The sequence below is a fragment of the Pokkaliibacter sp. CJK22405 genome (assembly GCF_046614695.1).
GTDB lineage: Bacteria > Pseudomonadota > Gammaproteobacteria > Pseudomonadales > Balneatricaceae > Pokkaliibacter.
The window spans coordinates 17942-35715 of the sequence record NZ_JBKKHQ010000014.1 but is presented as its reverse complement, the minus strand read 5'-3'; the positions used below and the strand labels follow the sequence as shown (position 1 = coordinate 35715).

Here is a 17774-nt window from a genome sequence, read left to right as displayed (position 1 = left end):
AAGAGATTCACAAAGAGGGGGCAATCTAAAATGTCTAACTTAAAAACTCATCCAGCTCCAGTAGTTATTTTCTGTTACAACAGACCAGACCATTTAAAACAGACTATAGACTCTCTTTTAAACAACACTCTCGCAAAAAGCACAGACGTTTTTATATTTTCAGATGGTGCAAAAAATGAAAATCAAAAATCTTCCGTAAGAGAAGTTCGAGCATACATTCATAACATAACGGGCTTCAACTCTTTAATCATAAGCGAAAGCAAATCAAACAAGGGGTTAGCCAATTCTATTATCGAGGGCGTAAGCCAAGTAATTAGTACATATGGAAAAGCTATTATTTTAGAAGACGATATGGTGTCCTCTCCTTATTTTCTTGAATATATGAACAATTCATTAGAAAAATATCAAGATGCAAAAGAAGTTTGGCATATCTCTGGTTGGACTTTTCCAGAAGGAACTTTTTCCCAAGTTAGATCTGAGCAAGACTCGTTTTTTTGGAGAGGGATGAATTGTTGGGGGTGGGCGACATGGCAAGACCGCTGGGAGTTTTTCCAGAAAGATGCCACCACAGCAGTTAAACGTTACACTCCAAGAAAAGCACGCTATAATTTTAACTTAGAAGGCAGTTTTAATTTATTCCAGCAGATTAAAGATAATCATTTAAAAAAAATAGATACATGGGCAGTTTTTTGGTATCAAACAATTCACGAGAACAAAGGCCTCTGCCTTAATCCATATCAATCCTTCATTAAAAATATCGGGAATGACAGTTCAGGCGAGAACTGTGAAACAACCGATATTTTTGACTCAGATTTAAATATAAGCAAAAAGCATTTATATCCAAGCACTATTGAAGAAGACTCTGATGCCTATCAGGATATAAAGAAATTTTATAAATCTCTTGTACATGCTTTTCACATTAGAGCATCACGGAAAATATTTAAAATAATACGTAACCTTATATGAAAATAGCTCTCGTAAGTTCTTCGGATAGTCAGGGTGGTGCAGCCATAGCAACATATAGACTGGCAAACGCACTCTATAAGCGGGATAAAGATATTCGCTTGATTGTGTCCGAAGCAGATAAGGAAGACGCCTTTCTTGAGTCAAGCATAATTAGCAAAAAAGCTAAAATTCGTAATCTAATATATAATCAGATTTCTAGATTAGCACTACAAAAAATAATTAAGGATACCTCTTGCCCGCGAACACTTAACCTTCTACCTGGAAACCTTTTAGATCTTATCAACAGCAACCATTACGATTCTGTCAATATTCACTGGATCAACAATGGCTCGCTGTCGATAAAAGACATTTCAAAAATAAAGAGCAAAAAAATATTAACACTTCATGATATGTGGGCAATGTGTGGAAGTGAGCATTTAGTAGAGCACCCTGCCTCTTTCTATTTTAATAATAGCCATGACGCTAACGTGCATATAATTGACAAATATCTTTGGAATAGAAAGCGGCGTTTCTGGAGCACAGAGATGGAGCTAATAACCCCATCAGAATGGTTGCGTTCCTGCGTCCTAGATAGCAAGTTGTTTTCACGTAACCCTGTATCTGTGCTACCAAATACTCTGGACCCTGAGATATTTACAACACACGACCAGAATATCTGCAAAGAAATTCTCGGCCTTAATAAAAACAAAAAAATCATTGGCATGGGCTTTTGGAGCGGAAGTGATGCACTCAATAAAGGAATATCGCTCCTTAAAAGCATTATAAATAGTAATTTATTTAACCCAAAAGATGTTGCTTTTGTTTTTTTTGGCCACAAATTAAAAGCAAATATTATTTATGAAGAGCTTAAAGGATTTGAGTTAACTTTTTTAGGACCTATTCGCAATGAATTTGCAATGGCCACTTTTTATAATGCTATAGACGTGACTCTTGTACCTTCTAGAGTTGAGTCCTTTAGTCAAGTTTCATCAGAGTCTCAGTTCTGCGGTACTCCTGTAATAGCTTTTAATGCTACGGGAGTAAAAGAAACAATCTCACATCAAAAATCAGGCTACCTGGCAACAGCATATGATAATGAAGACTTCGCATTGGGAATTGATTGGGTATTAAAAAATCTATCGAAGCGCACACATCAAAAGTTAATAAGAGATAGAGCATTGACACTTTGGGCGCCTGATATCGTTGTCGAACGTTATATGGATATATTGAAAGGATCGAATAAAATATGAAAAAAGCACTTATTACAGGTATTACTGGCCAAGACGGTTCTTATCTCGCAGAATTTCTTCTGGAAAAAGGTTATGAAGTTCATGGTATTAAACGCCGTGCATCTTCGTTCAATACACAGCGTATTGATCACCTCTATCAGGACCCCCATGCTCCAAATCCACGCATTAAGCTGCATTACGGAGATCTGACTGACAGCTCAAACCTTACTCGCATCCTTGAGCAGGTTCGTCCCGATGAGGTATATAACCTAGGCGCTCAGTCCCATGTAGCCGTATCCTTTGAAGCACCTGAATACACTGCTGATGTTGATGCAATGGGCACTTTGCGTCTGCTGGAAGCCATCCGCTTTCTTGGACTGGAGAAAACCACTCGCTTCTATCAGGCGTCAACCTCTGAGCTGTATGGCTTAGTACAGGAAATTCCACAGAAAGAAACCACACCATTTTACCCGCGCTCGCCTTACGCTGTTGCGAAGCTCTATGCCTACTGGATTACCGTGAACTACCGTGAAAGCTATGGAATGTATGCGTGTAACGGCATTCTCTTTAACCATGAGTCACCCCGTCGAGGTGAGACCTTTGTAACGCGTAAGATCACCCGCGGGCTCGCCAATATCGCTCAAGGTCTTGAGAGCTGCCTGTATATGGGCAACATGGATGCACTGCGTGACTGGGGTCATGCCAAAGATTACGTCAAAATGCAGTGGATGATGCTGCAACAAGACACCCCGGAAGATTTCGTTATTGCTACTGGCGTTCAGTACTCCGTGCGTCAGTTTATTAGGTGGAGTGCTGCTGAACTTGGCATCGAACTAACGTTTAAAGGCGAAGGCGTTGACGAAGTTGCAGTAATTAGCGCCATTAATGGCGATAAAGCACCGGCTCTAAAAGTAGGCGACGTTGTGGTACGAATTGACCCACGTTACTTCCGCCCTGCAGAGGTAGAGACCCTTCTGGGTGACCCGTCTAACGCTAAAAATAAACTCGGCTGGGTCCCAGAAATTACTGTGCAGGAAATGTGCGCAGAAATGGTTGCAGAGGATCTTAAAACCGCTCAGCAACATGCCTTTATGAAGCAGAACGGCTTTGATGTACCAGTCGCGGTGGAGAACTGAGGATGTCAGCAGAACACATCCAAAGAATTTATGTTGCCGGCCATCGGGGGATGGTCGGCAGTGCCATCGTCAGACAGCTAAGTAACAAGCCGGGAGTTCAGCTGATCACCCGCACCTCCGCTGAACTTGACCTGCGAGATCAACAGTCAGTAGCAGAATTTTTCGCAACCCAGTCGGTTGACCAAGTGTATCTGGCAGCGGCAAAAGTGGGAGGAATTCATGCCAATAATGAATATCCTGCGGAATTCATTTACGACAACCTGATGATGCAATCCAATGTGATTCATCAAGCCTATAAGCACGGTGTCACCAAACTACTCTTTTTGGGTTCATCCTGCATTTATCCCAAAATGGCAGCCCAACCCATGAGTGAAGATGCGCTCTTAACGGGTTATCTTGAGCCAACCAACGAGCCCTACGCTATCGCCAAGATTGCCGGCATTAAGCTATGTGAGTCGTACAACCGTCAGTATGGTGTGGATTACCGAAGCGTCATGCCGACGAATCTCTACGGTCCAGGTGATAACTTCCATCCTCAGAATAGCCATGTGCTACCCGCTCTGTTACGCCGATTCCACGAAGCAGTAGAGAATAAAGAAAGTGAAGTCACGATTTGGGGAAGCGGTACCCCTAAACGTGAGTTTCTTCATGTGGATGATATGGCGGCAGCCTGCGTTTTTGTGCAAGAGCTTGATCAAGCCATTTATCGTGCGCAAGTCTCGCCAATGCAGAGTCACATCAATGTGGGCACTGGGGTGGATTGCAGCATTCTGGAGCTCGCACAGCTTATTGCAAAGACTACTGGCTTCACCGGCAGTGTGAAAACCGATCCGAGTAAGCCGGATGGAACGCCTCGGAAACTCATGAGCGTCTCCCGCTTGGCAAATCTTGGGTGGACAGCCTCTGTCACCTTAGATGAAGGTATTCGCCAAACCTATGACTGGTATAAAGAGCATTTGAGATCACTCAGAGAGGTTTAAGGAATAATCCTTTCCGGCTATAAGCAGAAGAGTAGCAACATCTAGTGCTCTTCTGCTTTCGTCAGACGGCAGCAGCCTCAATAGAGGTCCGCGTATTGCTGCAACCACCTTGTTTAGTAAAAGCTCACTTCTTCATTTTCATTTTTAACCTCAGGACAGTTTTGTGGATAACAGTCTTAAGCAGGGTGGCCGTGAGCTTATTCACGGTCTAAAAACGGGTACCGCTACGGCTCCGCTCATCACCATTATCACCTCGACATTTAATGCAGCCAAAGATTTGTCATGGACCATTAACTCCATCAAAGCGCAGAATTATCCCAATATTCAATGGATTGTTGCAGATGGAGGCTCCACAGATGGTACTGTCGAGCTGCTTCAGCAAAATGAAGATATTATTGATTACTGGTTTAGTGCACCAGATAAAGGTATTTACGACGCCTGGACTAAAGCGCTAAAACACGCTAGTGGGGAATGGATTCAGTTTATTGGTGCCGGCGATGAGCTTGCGGGTCCGGAAGTGATAACGAAAGTTGCACAACAGCTTGCAGATGCACACCCTCAATACGAGTTGGCATATGGCAATATTGAAATTATTAGTGAAGGTTTAAGACAGCATATTGAGTACATTGGAGAGCCATGGGAAACGCTAGGAATAAAATGGCAAGGAATTCGCCCCGCCCTTCCAATACATCCTGAAGTTTTTCATCACAAGACTATTTTCCAAAGAATAACATTTAATCAATACAAAATTGCTGGCGATTCTTATATTGTACTTAGCAGCATCTTACGTAAAGAGCCTTTATATATTAACCTTTTAATTGATCGAATGCCTCACGGGGGTATATCCACCAACCCCAAGAATATACTGCTGACCTATCAGGAACTAAAGAAAATAAACAAATCTCTTGGAATACGCCCTCCGAAGGTAAGCGCATTTACCTTCTTAGTCCGATCTTTGCTAAAAGCATTTATACTGAAAAACTTCCCAAGTGCATTCAACATAATTGGAGACTTATATCGGATACTTACATTAAGGAAAGTGAAATGGACCAAAAAGTAAGGTTAAGAGATCATCATTATTTGCAGGAGATGTCACTTACAAGCATACTAATCTTCATATCAGTGACACTGCTTGGCGCGGACAAGCTCAATCTATCCTTCGGTAACGCAGGAATAAAGCTCAGCCTTATCCCTCTAGCATTACTTTTTGCAATTTTAATTTTAAATAAATCTATTTCTTATTCAAAAAAAGAAATTTCATACTTCAGCTTACTAATTTTAGGCGCTCTAATATCTTTCTATAACACTTCAAATATACCAATCAGCATTGGTTATGTATTATGGATGTGTATTAACTATGGAATAATATACACATCATTTAGGTGCAGCTGTTTACTTTTTAGACCAGAAAAATTAATAAATATATATATCTATAGCTTTAGACTGCAAATTTTTTTATCATTACTTTTATATCCAATACTATCTACTGAAGATGGTAGAATAAGTTTATTTTATTATGAACCTTCATATTTCTCAATGGCAGCCATCCCTTATATATCTTTTTCATTATATAAAATCTTTGATCAAAACATCAAAACCTCAAAAATTGACTTGTTTTTAATTCTATCGCTGCTATTTCTAACAAAATCAGCCAACCTCATTTTGATAATCCTTTCAACTTTATCAATCTTCTTTATCAGCACAAAGAAAATATCTTTTGTGCAAAAGATATTTTCTTTTATAGCTATAACTGTAGCCTTATCTGTGTTTTATCTTATTATAAACAACTTAAACCCACATAACTTAATATCATACACTTTAAACAACATCTTAAACTCAGACTCAAAACTAGATGCTATTCTTGATAGAACAGGCAATAGATGGCCTAGACTGTTATTAGCACTACAAGTATCAATTGATCACTTTTTTATAGGTGTTGGACCTGGAAACTATAGAAACTATACTGATACATTTGGATCAATTTATAGTATCAGTGACATACCCGCCATCTTCTCTCCCATTGGTTTACCCGCAGTAAATATTTGGTTAGAGGTGTTGGCTGAGAATGGAATTTTAGGCCTAATAGGATTTTCGTGTATAATATTAATCACTTTTAAGAACATCAGAAAAACTCCACCTCATTTAGCGACTCCGTTAAGTTGCGCCCTGCTAGTATTTATGATCTCGCTCTTTTTCGAATCCAGTTATCTTCGCCTTTATTTCTGGGCGTTTTTAGGGCTTGCAAATGGAATATTTTTAAATGTCATCAGAACACAAGAATAATTTTTATTTCGATAGCCGCTGGGTCGGCGAGCATGGCATTGGCCGTTTTAGCTTCGAGATAAAAAAATCTAAAATAGCAAACTTGTCAACAAATCTACTTGGAAATTTCAGCCATATTTTCTCTTTATTAGATCCAATAAAACTATCTAAAATAACACTCTTAAAGAGAGCATATTTTATCAGCCCATCCTATAACACACCTGCGTTTGGTGTGGATCGCGCGATAATAACAATCCATGATTTAATGCACATAAAATTCAACAATTATAAAAGAATTAAAAACATAATATATTACAATATTTTAGTAAAAAGAACTTGTAGAAAATCGCCTTTAGTTTTCACCGTATCAAATTTCACAAAAGATGAAATCGCAAAATGGGCAAACATTCCCAAAAATAAGATAGTAACCATATACAATGGCGTAGACAAATCTTTTACCCCTGAAGCAGAACCTCATAAACATAATAAGCCATATTTACTTTATATCGGCGAAAAAAAACCACACAAAAATTTACTCCGTCTAATAAACGCCTATAGCAGAACTATCTCTGCCGAAAAAATTGACTTACTTATTTCTGGCACACCTAACAAAGAGTTGACTGCATTAATAGAAGAACTAAAACTAACTAAAAAAATTCACTTTACCGGATTTATCGAAGAGTCAATGCTTCCCAGCTATTATAAAGGAGCATTAGCACTACTTTTGCCGAGCCTTTATGAGGGTTTTGGTCTTCCAATTATTGAAGCGATGGCAGTAGGCACACCGGTTTTGACATCTAATATCACGGCAATGCCAGAGGTTGCAGGGGGTGCAGCTTTATTGGTTGACCCTTACGATATCGACTCAATTAGTAAGGGTATTGACAGAATTATAAGTGACCATCCGTTGAGAAATAGACTTTCCTTCGCCGGCCTAGAACGAGCAAAGTTCTTTTCTTGGGACAAAGCAAGAAATGACTGGGATAATGCCCTTAACTCAGCTTTAGGTTTGGAAGAGTAAATGAAAGTAGCAATTATCCATTACTGGCTAATCAATCTTCGAGGTGGTGAAAAAGTTCTTGAATCATTATGCGAGACTTTCCCTCAGGCAGATATATATACCCATGTATACAATCCGGACGCATTCTCTCAAAGCATAATTTCTAAACATAAAGTCACTACAACCTTTATTAATAAACTCCCCCGAGCCCAAAAGGCCTATCAGAGCTACCTGCCACTTATGCCGATGGCACTGGAAGAACTTGATTTGAATGGGTACGACTTAATCATTTCCTGCGAATCAGGCCCTGCAAAAGGTATTATCCCTCCTCCCGGCGTGCCTCATATCTGCTACTGTCATTCACCCATGCGCTACGCTTGGGATATGTACCCGCAGTACAAAGCAAAAGCAGGCAGGCTTAAGCGCTGGCTAATGCCCCCGCTGATGCATTACCTGAGACGCTGGGATCAGCAAACCTCAACCCAAGTCAGCCATTTTGTCGCCAACAGCCACTTTATCGCCTCTCGCATTCAGACCTATTACCGGCGCGATGCTGAGGTGATTCACCCACCGGTGTCATTTGAGGAGTTTGAGCTCGCTGAATCGCACCAAGGCTACTATCTTTTACTGGGCCAACTGGTTCGTTACAAACGTGCAGATATTGCGGTTGAGGCATTTAACAAAACAGGAAAACGTCTGATCGTCGTGGGTGAAGGTGAACAGTTTGATGAACTTAAAGCCATCGCCGGCCCATCGGTGGAACTTCGTGGCCGCCTGCCCTTCTCAGAAATAAAAAGCCTGCTGGCAGGCTGCAAAGCCCTGGTTTTCCCGGGGGTGGAGGACTTTGGCATTGTACCTTTGGAAGCGATGGCTTGTGGTAAACCGGTAATTGCCTATGGCAAGGGCGGAGCTCTTGAAACCGTTCAGCATGGAGTTACTGGCTTGCTCTTTGATGAGCAAAATGAGCAATCACTCAATAATGCAATTAATCAGTTTGAAACAGACTATGCGCAATTTGATTGCCACACTATCCGTCAGCACGCATCGGGGTTTGGCAAGGATGTCTTTAAGCGTCGTTTTAGTACTTTCGTAGACCGTATTTTTGCAACAAAGCAACAGGGATAAAGCATGACCTCGAACACTGCCGCTATTACGCCGGTTATTCTTGCTGGAGGCTCTGGCACTCGCCTATGGCCAATGTCGCGGGCTCTCTACCCCAAGCAGTTTCTGTCTCTTCACGACGAAGCCACCATGCTGCAAGCAACGTTGCAGCGCCTTGAGGGCTTTTCAACTGCTCCGGCACAAATCATTTGCAATGAAGAACACCGCTTTATCGTAGCTGAACAGCTGCGTAAAAATGCCATTCCTGCACGTATCGTTCTTGAACCCGCCGGTCGTAATACCGCACCAGCTATCGCCATTGCGGCCTTGCTCGCATTAAAAGAAAATAACGATGAAGATCCGGCTCTACTGGTTCTTGCAGCTGACCATGTCATTCAGAATACTGCAGCGTTTCATGCCGCACTGGCAGCCGCACAACCACTTGCCGCAGCAGGTAAGCTGATCACTTTTGGCATTGTGCCAGACCAACCTCATACGGGTTATGGTTATATCCGCCGTGGTACGCCGGTTAATGATCAGGCATTTGCGGTCGACAGTTTTGTCGAGAAGCCCGCGCTTGAAACAGCAGAAGACTACCTCGCCTCAGGTAACTATTACTGGAACAGCGGAATGTTTATGTTCCGCGCCAGTGTTTATCTGGCGGAGCTGCAGCGTCAGCGTCCTGATATCTATGGTGCTTGCGTCCAGGCTATCGCCGCCACCTCAGTTGATCTGGACTTTATCCGCCTGACTGAAAAGGCTTTCGTTGAGTGCCCTTCCGAATCGATCGATTATGCGGTCATGGAAGGCACGCAATCCGCGGTCGTTGTGCCGATGGATGCCGGCTGGAGTGATGTCGGCTCCTGGTCTTCCCTTTGGGAAATTGCCGATAAAGATGCCCAGGGCAATGTCCTTCGCGGCGATGTGCTCTGTGAGGATACCCATAATTGCTATCTGCACAGTGATGACAAGCTCATCGCCAGTGTTGGCGTGAGCGATCTTATCGTTGTCGATACGCCGGATGCGGTCATGGTGGCGCATAAGGATAACGTTCAGGAGGTGAAGAAAATCGTTTCACGCCTTAATGCCAGCGAACGTTCGGAAGCCACTCTGCACCGTAAGGTGTATCGCCCCTGGGGAAATTATGACTCTATTGATATGGGCGAGCGTTTTCAGGTGAAACGCATCGTGGTCAAGCCTGGTGCCAAGCTGTCCGTGCAGATGCATCATCATCGTGCGGAGCACTGGATTGTGGTTTCTGGTACGGCGCGGGTGACTATTGATAGCAAAGAGACCCTGCTGACTGAGAACCAGTCGATTTATATTCCGCTGGGAGCAGTACATGCGCTGGAGAATCCGGGTAAAATCCCCCTCGAGTTGATTGAAGTGCAGTCCGGCGCCTACTTGGGCGAGGATGACATTGTCCGTTTTGAAGATAAATACGGGCGCGCTTGACCCTCAAATCAAGTAAGGGGCTGCTGCTTTTAGGCAGCCTCACTTTCTGTTGTACGGATTACGATCCAAGGAAATACCATGAATACCACGTTGACAGAAACGCCAGTGACTCCCAAAGCAAGGACAAAGCGCAGATCCTGGCTTTGCCGTTGTGCGCTTATATCGAGTGACTTGCTGGCGCTTTTCTCGGCGTTTCTGATTAGCCAGTCTCTTTCCAGCATGCCAACGAGCTATGTCACGTTTGCCCGAGATGGCGTGATCTTCCTGACCCTCACCGTGGTTTGTCTGATTCTCTTTTTGATCAAGGGGCATTATCAAAAGCGCCTCCCCTTCTGGGACGAGCTACGTCAGATCATCAAGGCTATTGTTCTGGTTGCGCTGCTCCATGCGGCCTTCCTCGTTCTACTGCAATTAACACCCTCCCGACTGGGCTTTATTAGCGCCTGGATCTTTGCACTGGCACTGGTTCCCACCATGCGGTTGCTGTGTAAGTCCACCTTGCTGCATTTTGGCTGGTGGCGTTACCCCACTGTGATTATTGGTGATGGTGAAAACGCCGCGGATACTGCACGAGCGCTGGCAGGTGAACGAATGATGGGCTACGACGTAACGCACTTCGTTTCCATCGATCAGCCCAAACAACGCTATATGAACATTCGCGGTAAGACCTTGCCTGTTATTCAAATGAGCGAGACACCTGAGGAGCAGTTTGCCGGTATGGATTACCCGCACATTGTGGTTGCTCTTGAGCGTGGCGGTCTGGACCGAATCCAGCACTATGTGGACAGGCTCAACCTGTTTTATCCACGTCTTTCTATCGTGCCTGCGCTCCGTGGTCTGCCCCTGTTCGGAACGGATATGCATCACTTCTTCAGCCATGAAGTGATCATGTTGAATGTTCGGAATAACCTGAATCCTTTCCTTAACCGGGTGATCAAGCGCAGCTTCGATATCGTCGTTTCGATTTTACTGCTTCTGCTGTTATCGCCACTTTTCGCTTTTGTCAGTATGAAAATCAAAAAAAGTGGTGGTACGGCTATTTTTGCTCACTCCCGCGTCGGCCGGGACGGCAAAGTTTTTCCCTGTCTTAAGTTCCGCTCCATGGTGCCCAATGCCCAAGAAGTGCTTGAAAAACTGTTGGAGCAAGACCCGGAAGCTCGTGCTGAGTGGAACAAGGACTTCAAACTGAAGAATGACCCTCGCGTTACGCCTATTGGTCATTTTTTGCGCAAAACCAGTCTTGATGAGCTGCCACAGCTCTGGAATGTATTACGCGGCGAAATGAGCCTTGTCGGCCCTCGTCCTGTGATTGCTGAAGAAGTCGAGCGTTATGGCGAACAAGCGGTATATTACTTGCAGGCTAAGCCTGGCATGACAGGCCTTTGGCAGGTAAGTGGCCGAAGCGATATTGATTATGACAGCCGTGTCTATCTGGATGCCTGGTATGTAAAAAACTGGAGCCTGTGGACAGACATTGTCATTCTCATTAGTACCATCAAGGTTGTTCTGCATAGGGATGGTGCCTACTAGACTATTTGCACAGGGTGAGTTGTGCGACAACTCGAATGTTTGACTCGAGACATTTGAGGCAGGAACTGAGTCAGGTCTACAGCCTGCCCGAATAGTAGTCGGCTTGCACAGTGCCTGCTAATATCGAGAAACCTTCATTCATAATCCAAAGGACTTTTACGATGAAAAAATCCTTAACGGTCGCTGCCATTGCTATTGCAATGGTATCGAGCGGCAGTGTTTTTGCCGAACCTGCAGAACCTGTTGTTCCCGAAGCCACGTTTACTGAAACTCCGCTGTCGCCTCCAGCGCCAGCTCAGCCAGCTGTTGTTGAAGCCCCTGCAACGCCAGCAACCCCTGGCGCACCGGGTGTACCAGCAACCCCAGCCACTCCGGCAGAACCTGTCACTCCTGCGACTGCAGGTGGTCCAGCCGCGCCGGGTACACCTCCTCCAGGTAGTGTCGCAGCAGGTCCTGCTCCAGGCGGCGCTGGTGCAGCAGGTGCAGGCGCTGGTGCTCCTGGCGCGGCCGGTGCAGGCGGCGCTGCTGCTGGTGCCGGTGCCGCTGGTGGCGCCGCCGTTGGCGGAATCACTGCAGGTTCATTGGCAGTTGGCCTTGGTGTAGCGGCGGCAGTAGGCGCTGCAGTTGCTATTGCCTCTGGTAGCGACAGCTCTTCCAGCGGAACCTCTGGCACTTCTGGAACCACAGGAACCTCTGGTTCCATGTAAAACAAGCGGCTTTCCGTTTGACAAAGCAGGCCTTCGGGCCTGCTCTTATCTCAATTCACCTTCTGGAAAAAAGAAGCCTCCATGACAAAGATTCGCTTCGCAGCACTTTGCCTGCCTGTAGTATTGCTTACCGGTTGTGCATTCAGCCCCGGCATGAATATGGACAGTGATGGGATATTTTCTCAGGCAGAGCTGAAAAGCGATCCTAATATCGCCAGCAAGAAAGTTGAGTTGATCCCTATTACCTCGCGGCTGGTAGCGTCCCAGAATGCGATTCTGGACAGTGCCAATACCCAAACGATTCCTGACTCCTTGCTGACCTATCGCCCTGACTCTTACAAGATCGGTGTGAATGACGTTCTGCGCATTACTCTTTGGGGCCATCCTGAGTTGGAAACGACCGAAAACAGTATTGGCACCTCCACTGATACCACGGCTGCCGGACGACTTGTTCGCCATGACGGAACCATTTTCTTCCCCTACGCCGGTGTTATTAAGGTCAGTGGCAAGAGCCTTGAGACCGTACGCAAAGAGATCACCCAGCGTTTATCTGTTGTGCTCGATAATCCACAAGTTGACGTGAATGTCCTGAAGTATGCCAGCCAACAGGTTGTAGCTGCCGGTGCACTGACTCAGGCAGGTCGAATTCCTATCACGTCACAGCCCCTGACATTACTTGAGGCCATTAGTAAAGCCGGCGGCCCGTTGAGCGATGCAGACTACTCTGAAATCAAGCTGATTCGAGATCACAAGACCTACCGCTTCGACTTAAATGAGATAGATCCCAAGTTACACCAGATTTATCTGAAAGATGGAGACAGCCTTTTTGTCCCCAATAATAATGAAAAACAGATATACGTGGTTGGTGAAGTACAAAAGCCTCAGGCTTTCAAAATCACCCGTCGTTATGTCTCCCTGACCGAAGCGTTAGGAACAGCACTCGGTTTGAGCCCGACCAGTGCCAATGGCGAAGCGGTATATGTAATCCGTGGAAGTGACTTTGCCGACCAGAGTATGGGAACGGTCTATCAGCTAGACGCTCAGTCTCCCACTGCATATGCCTTGGCAGATAATTTCCGTGTACTTCCACAAGACGTTATCTTCGTTGGACCAGCCAATATAACGCGCTGGAATCGTTTTATCAGTCAGGTTTTCCCCTCACTGAATCTTCTTAACAGCACCAGAAGTACTGTAGGTCTTTAACGTGATATGTCACTTAACCTATGCAGGCTTTAGTGGGCTTAGATTCTGCAGAGAATTCATTTTAGTGGGCCTGATCACTCTTAGTGTGGCGGGTTGTAGTAGTTACCGTGATCCAACCACTGTTGCCGCTGTAAAAACCTTTCAGGATGTTCTGGTAGGGAATGAAGTCACTATTGATGACCCTCGCCTTTTTTCAATGCCCTACGCCACATTGTGGATTGGCGTCGAAGGCTATACCTCAACGGGCGGCGTTCTTGGCAAGGTCAACCATCGTGAAATGTCTTGGTATATGCCCGATGCCAGTTATGTGCAGACAAACTATGGCCGCTTAATCAGAACCGGGAATTTCGTCGGGAATAATACGCATATCACGCTGACACACGATGCTCTGAGTGATCCAGCCAGCTTATTGGCTGGCAAGCAAGGAACCGCATCGGGTGTCTTTGACGGCAGTCTGCATAATCTTTATCAGTTAGCATTTAGCTCTACACTAGAGCCTGAGGGGATTGAGTTTTTCAAACCTCTCAAACGTAACTTATTTCGGGTGTCAGAGCACTTGAGCATCCCGGCAGTAGGCTTTTCTGCGGATAACACCTACTGGCTTGATCCGGTATCGGGGAAGGTCATTGCCAGCCGACAATACATGCACCCTGATTTACCCCCCGTGTGGCTGGCAGAAGCGAAGCCGTATGTCGCCGCTGCATCTGACAAAGAGGGGAGAAAGTAATGAAGCCCCTAATTTTCATTTTTGCCTCCTTGGCAGGCTCTCTGGTGGCTACTCTGTGTCACGCGGATATCACAGTCACGTTGCGAGGACAAGTCACACAGCAGGCTCAGTACAGTGTGCCTGACGGTACACGGTTGAATGCCGTTCTTCCGGGCAGGGTGAACTCTGACTCCTGGTATCGAGGCGCTTTTTTTACTCGCGAGCAGGAGCGACTTAAGCAAACGGGGCAAAAAGCCGGTTTGCTGGATGACTTCAATCATCTCTGCCCCGGGGAACCAACACTGTCGCAGGCTAAGCAGCCACCACGCAACTTCAATGACTGGTGCCACAGGGTGAAAGCCCATTTAGCCGCCTTGCCTGTGACGGGACGCAAGGTGCTGGAGTCAGGTGATCCTGATGTACTGGCTATAAACCTTAAGATAAACCCTCTTTTGGAGGAGGGTGATGCACTCTGGTATCCCAAAGAGCCCGATGAGCTTTGGCTAATTGGCGCAGGTTCAAGATGGAACCAGCCTTTACCCTATGTAGGCGGACAACACCTTCGCGAGTACATGGACGCTATAGAATATTCCTCAGACTGGCGTGATGCAGACTGGGTGTGGGTTATCTCTCCGGATGGCAAGATCAGCAGGCATGGTGTGGCAGCCTGGAACGAAAAGCCCTGGACACCTGCACCCGGAAGCGTGCTCTGGCTTCCGGTAAAAGAAAGCTATTTAGACAGCGTACCCGGCTTTAACGCCTCCGTGTCCCGGTGGCTCGCCACACAAGCTTTGGATCAATGGACGAATCACCCAGAATGACAACTCCTGCTACTTCACGAGTGATGATTCAGTCTCAAGCAACCTGTCTGAGACGCGGACAGCGTTGCCACTCAAGACCTCTGCTGATAACGGCTACCGGATTACTGTCGTCTGTTTTATATGTCTCTCAGGCCTGTGGATCAGAATCACCCTACCGCTATAGCCTGAATGACTGGGGCACGGTAGGGCTTCTGCAAACGCCGACAGCACGTATGAACCCCGAAGGTCAGCTCAGCTTTAATGCCAGCTTTGTTAGCCCCTACTCACGTTACAATATCTTTTTCCAGCCGGTTCCGTGGTTTGAAGCGGGCTTTCGCTACACTGACATCTCCGGCGTCCTTTACGGGCCACGCTCACTGAGTGGCGATCAGACCTATAAAGACAAAGCGATTGATGCGAAGTTTCGCCTCTGGCAAGAGTCTCGCTTTCTGCCTGAACTTGCCGTTGGTGGTGTGGATATCAGTGGTACCGGTTTATTCAGTGGCGAGTATCTGGTGGCATCCAAGCGCTGGGACGACTTTGATTTTTCGCTCGGCATGGGTTGGGGCTATCTTGCTAACAGGGGCGACTTAGACAATCCCTTAGGACAGCTATCGGATAAGTTTAATACCCGCGAGCGTTCGACAACGACGGGTGATGCCAATTTTGGCAGCTACTTCCGTGGTAATACGGCACTCTTTGGTGGCGTTGCCTATCACCCTTCATGGGCTCCAGTGGTATTTAAAGCCGAATACGAAGGCAATGACTATCAAAGTGAGCCTCAAGGAAGTAATCAGACTCAGGACTCCCCAATTAATCTTGGGATTGTGTATCAGGTAAACGATAACATTGACCTTCATCTTGGCTGGGAGCGTGGCAATACGGCCATGATGGGTATTACGCTGACAGCCAACACCTCGAAAGACTTCGCTCAAAGCAAGTTTGACCCACCACCGCAGCCAATCCAGCCGACTCCTAACCCAGATCCTGACTGGCAGAATGTATCCGCTGAGCTAAAAGAAAACGCAGGCTTTGATGTTAAGCGTATCAGTCAGCGTGAGCATGAAATTATTGTTGAAGGCAGTCAAACCAAGTATCGCAATAACGCCAAGGGAGAAGTGAGGGCAGCTCGTATTCTTAGCAACAATGCTCCCGCTGAGGTTGATAGTTTTACCTTCGTACAGCGTGAAAAAGGGCTGGACTTAAGAGAGACGGGGCTATCCCGTACGGCTCTTAAGGATGTTGTTAATAACCGTCAACCAGGGCAGGCGCTGGTCAATAGTGCTGACATGACGGTAATAGGCGAACGTAACGATAAAACACTTTATCAACATGACCTCCCACGTTTCCGTTACGGCATTGCTCCGGGCCTGACACAGAGCCTTGGTGGACCTGATGGTTTTTATCTTTATCAGCTTCGTGCTGACGCTACGGCAGGCTTCACTATTACCCCGGGTTGGGAGTTAGATGCCCAGGCTTCTTATGGCCTGATTGATAACTTCGACAAGTTCAAATACACCGCGCCAAGTAATCTGCCCAGGGTCAGAACGTATATACGTGAGTATCTGGTCAACAGCGATCTGTCGATCAATAACCTGCAGCTAACCCATTTCTGGCAATGGGACCAGAACTGGTTCGGGCAGGCCTATGGCGGGATTCTGGAGGCTATGTATGGCGGCGTCGGTGGTGAGTTACTATACCGCCCCATCGGCTCTAATTGGGCATTGGGCGCTGATCTAGACATTGTCCGCCAGCGTGACTTTAACCGGGCCGATATTCAGGCATTCCGAGACTACCAAACCTGGACCACGAATCTTACTGGTTATTACCGATTGCCCTTCTATGACTCACTGGCAAAGGTCAGTGTGGGTCGCTATCTGGCAAAAGATATTGGCGCAACGTTTGATCTCTCCCGGCGTTTCGATTCCGGCGTTCAGGTAGGGGCTTGGGCCACCCTGACTGATGCCAGTGGCAGCGAAACGGGTGAAGGCAGCTTTGATAAAGGCATCTATGTGACGATTCCATTCGATGCCTTCTTCACCAATTCGACAACTCGCTCCGGCCGACTCCAATGGGCACCACTGACACGTGATGGTGGTCAAAAAGTTGACCACCGATATAGCCTTTATGACCTGACCGAGTCTCGGGATGCCCGACATTACTTCGACGGCTACAGAGAGGCACTTGAGCCCTAACTCAGGTACTCAGAATTGATAAGATTAAATAGGATTGATTTCGTTTGAATATGTTGAGTAAAGAGTTTTCCAGGGAATACAACGATGTTTAATAATATTCTTGTGGTGTGTGTAGGTAATATTTGCCGAAGCCCTGTCGGTGAGATTTTACTTCGTGAAACTCTGCCAAATAACTTCAACATTAGTTCAGCAGGAATTGCCGCACTCACAGGTAAACCTATCGACCCGACCTCTGCAGAATTACTTACAGAGAATGGTATTGATAGTAGTGCACACATTGCTCAGCAACTGAATAGCGATCTAATCAGTAAAAATGATTTGATATTGGTCATGGAGAAAGGGCATATCGATGCGATTTGCTCGCGCTATCCCTCTGCAAGAGGAAAGGTGCAGCTACTGGGACGGTGGCAAGGGGATGTTGAGATTCCTGATCCCTACAGACAACAGCGTCCGGCTTTTGAGCATGCCTATAAACTAATAGCTCAGGGCGTTGCCGACTGGGCCAAAAAACTGGGCTGCTAAATT

15 protein-coding genes and 1 pseudogene are annotated in these 17774 nt (G+C 46.0%); all 16 read left to right on the top strand.

Annotated elements, in window-relative coordinates:
- Positions 1–21: 21 nt before the first annotated feature.
- Positions 22–966: pseudogene (locus tag ACKC9G_RS10630) on the top strand (glycosyltransferase); the annotation flags it as partial.
- Complete coding sequence (locus tag ACKC9G_RS10625; RefSeq protein WP_411405097.1) at positions 963–2195, top strand: glycosyltransferase; 1233 nt, start codon at positions 963–965, stop codon at positions 2193–2195. The pseudogene ACKC9G_RS10630 and the gene ACKC9G_RS10625, both read left to right, overlap by 4 nt.
- Positions 2192–3310, top strand: a complete 1119-nt coding sequence (gene gmd / locus ACKC9G_RS10620; protein WP_411405095.1) for a GDP-mannose 4,6-dehydratase — start codon at positions 2192–2194, stop codon at positions 3308–3310. Before ACKC9G_RS10625 ends, gmd begins: the two co-directional genes overlap by 4 nt.
- A gap of 2 nt (positions 3311–3312) precedes the next feature.
- Positions 3313–4290, top strand: coding sequence for a GDP-L-fucose synthase (gene fcl / locus ACKC9G_RS10615; RefSeq protein ID WP_411405093.1), 978 nt, complete (start codon positions 3313–3315; stop codon positions 4288–4290).
- A gap of 163 nt (positions 4291–4453) precedes the next feature.
- Positions 4454–5350, top strand: a complete 897-nt coding sequence (locus ACKC9G_RS10610; protein WP_411405091.1) for a glycosyltransferase family 2 protein — start codon at positions 4454–4456, stop codon at positions 5348–5350.
- Positions 5335–6573: an O-antigen ligase family protein gene (locus ACKC9G_RS10605; RefSeq protein WP_411405089.1), complete on the top strand. Its 1239-nt coding sequence runs from the start codon at positions 5335–5337 to the stop codon at positions 6571–6573. Before ACKC9G_RS10610 ends, ACKC9G_RS10605 begins: the two co-directional genes overlap by 16 nt.
- Positions 6551–7573, top strand: a complete 1023-nt coding sequence (locus tag ACKC9G_RS10600; RefSeq protein ID WP_411405087.1) for a glycosyltransferase family 4 protein — start codon at positions 6551–6553, stop codon at positions 7571–7573. The genes ACKC9G_RS10605 and ACKC9G_RS10600 overlap by 23 nt, the downstream gene beginning before the upstream one ends.
- Complete coding sequence (locus ACKC9G_RS10595; protein WP_411405085.1) at positions 7574–8677, top strand: glycosyltransferase family 4 protein; 1104 nt, start codon at positions 7574–7576, stop codon at positions 8675–8677. It begins immediately after the preceding gene.
- 3 nt (positions 8678–8680) lie between these two features.
- On the top strand, positions 8681–10108 hold the full coding sequence (locus ACKC9G_RS10590; RefSeq protein ID WP_411405083.1) for a mannose-1-phosphate guanylyltransferase/mannose-6-phosphate isomerase: 1428 nt from the start codon (positions 8681–8683) through the stop codon (positions 10106–10108).
- 78 nt (positions 10109–10186) lie between these two features.
- Positions 10187–11638: an undecaprenyl-phosphate galactose phosphotransferase WbaP gene (wbaP, locus tag ACKC9G_RS10585; RefSeq protein WP_411405081.1), complete on the top strand. Its 1452-nt coding sequence runs from the start codon at positions 10187–10189 to the stop codon at positions 11636–11638.
- Positions 11639–11799: 161 nt separating this feature from the next.
- On the top strand, positions 11800–12345 hold the full coding sequence (locus ACKC9G_RS10580; protein ID WP_411405079.1) for a hypothetical protein: 546 nt from the start codon (positions 11800–11802) through the stop codon (positions 12343–12345).
- An 81-nt stretch (positions 12346–12426) separates the two neighbouring features.
- On the top strand, positions 12427–13548 hold the full coding sequence (locus ACKC9G_RS10575; protein WP_411405077.1) for a polysaccharide biosynthesis/export family protein: 1122 nt from the start codon (positions 12427–12429) through the stop codon (positions 13546–13548).
- Between the two features lie 64 nt (positions 13549–13612).
- Positions 13613–14275, top strand: a complete 663-nt coding sequence (locus tag ACKC9G_RS10570) for a YjbF family lipoprotein (protein ID WP_411405075.1) — start codon at positions 13613–13615, stop codon at positions 14273–14275.
- A complete protein-coding gene (locus ACKC9G_RS10565) occupies positions 14275–15075 on the top strand; it encodes a capsule biosynthesis GfcC family protein (RefSeq protein ID WP_411405073.1) in 801 nt (266 codons plus the stop codon). Before ACKC9G_RS10570 ends, ACKC9G_RS10565 begins: the two co-directional genes overlap by 1 nt.
- Positions 15072–17249 carry a YjbH domain-containing protein gene (locus ACKC9G_RS10560; RefSeq protein ID WP_411405071.1) on the top strand — a complete coding sequence of 726 codons (2178 nt, stop codon included), beginning with the start codon at positions 15072–15074 and terminating at the stop codon, positions 17247–17249. Before ACKC9G_RS10565 ends, ACKC9G_RS10560 begins: the two co-directional genes overlap by 4 nt.
- A gap of 84 nt (positions 17250–17333) precedes the next feature.
- Complete coding sequence (locus ACKC9G_RS10555; protein WP_411405069.1) at positions 17334–17771, top strand: low molecular weight protein-tyrosine-phosphatase; 438 nt, start codon at positions 17334–17336, stop codon at positions 17769–17771.
- The last annotated feature ends 3 nt before the right edge of the window (positions 17772–17774 follow it).

Excerpts from the sequence above, each read along its gene's own strand:
- ACKC9G_RS10580 (WP_411405079.1), top strand. The coding sequence starts at position 11,800 with ATGAAAAAATCCTTAACGGTCGCTGCCATTGCTATTGCAATGGTATCG.
- ACKC9G_RS10625 (WP_411405097.1), top strand. The coding sequence starts at position 963 with ATGAAAATAGCTCTCGTAAGTTCTTCGGATAGTCAGGGTGGTGCAGCC.
- gmd (WP_411405095.1), top strand. The coding sequence starts at position 2,192 with ATGAAAAAAGCACTTATTACAGGTATTACTGGCCAAGACGGTTCTTAT.
- ACKC9G_RS10560 (WP_411405071.1), top strand. The coding sequence starts at position 15,072 with ATGACAACTCCTGCTACTTCACGAGTGATGATTCAGTCTCAAGCAACC.
- ACKC9G_RS10565 (WP_411405073.1), top strand. The coding sequence starts at position 14,275 with ATGAAGCCCCTAATTTTCATTTTTGCCTCCTTGGCAGGCTCTCTGGTG.
- ACKC9G_RS10575 (WP_411405077.1), top strand. The coding sequence starts at position 12,427 with ATGACAAAGATTCGCTTCGCAGCACTTTGCCTGCCTGTAGTATTGCTT.
- ACKC9G_RS10555 (WP_411405069.1), top strand. The coding sequence starts at position 17,334 with ATGTTTAATAATATTCTTGTGGTGTGTGTAGGTAATATTTGCCGAAGC.
- ACKC9G_RS10600 (WP_411405087.1), top strand. The coding sequence starts at position 6,551 with ATGTCATCAGAACACAAGAATAATTTTTATTTCGATAGCCGCTGGGTC.
- ACKC9G_RS10605 (WP_411405089.1), top strand. The coding sequence starts at position 5,335 with ATGGACCAAAAAGTAAGGTTAAGAGATCATCATTATTTGCAGGAGATG.
- fcl (WP_411405093.1), top strand. The coding sequence starts at position 3,313 with ATGTCAGCAGAACACATCCAAAGAATTTATGTTGCCGGCCATCGGGGG.
- wbaP (WP_411405081.1), top strand. The coding sequence starts at position 10,187 with ATGAATACCACGTTGACAGAAACGCCAGTGACTCCCAAAGCAAGGACA.
- ACKC9G_RS10595 (WP_411405085.1), top strand. The coding sequence starts at position 7,574 with ATGAAAGTAGCAATTATCCATTACTGGCTAATCAATCTTCGAGGTGGT.
- ACKC9G_RS10590 (WP_411405083.1), top strand. The coding sequence starts at position 8,681 with ATGACCTCGAACACTGCCGCTATTACGCCGGTTATTCTTGCTGGAGGC.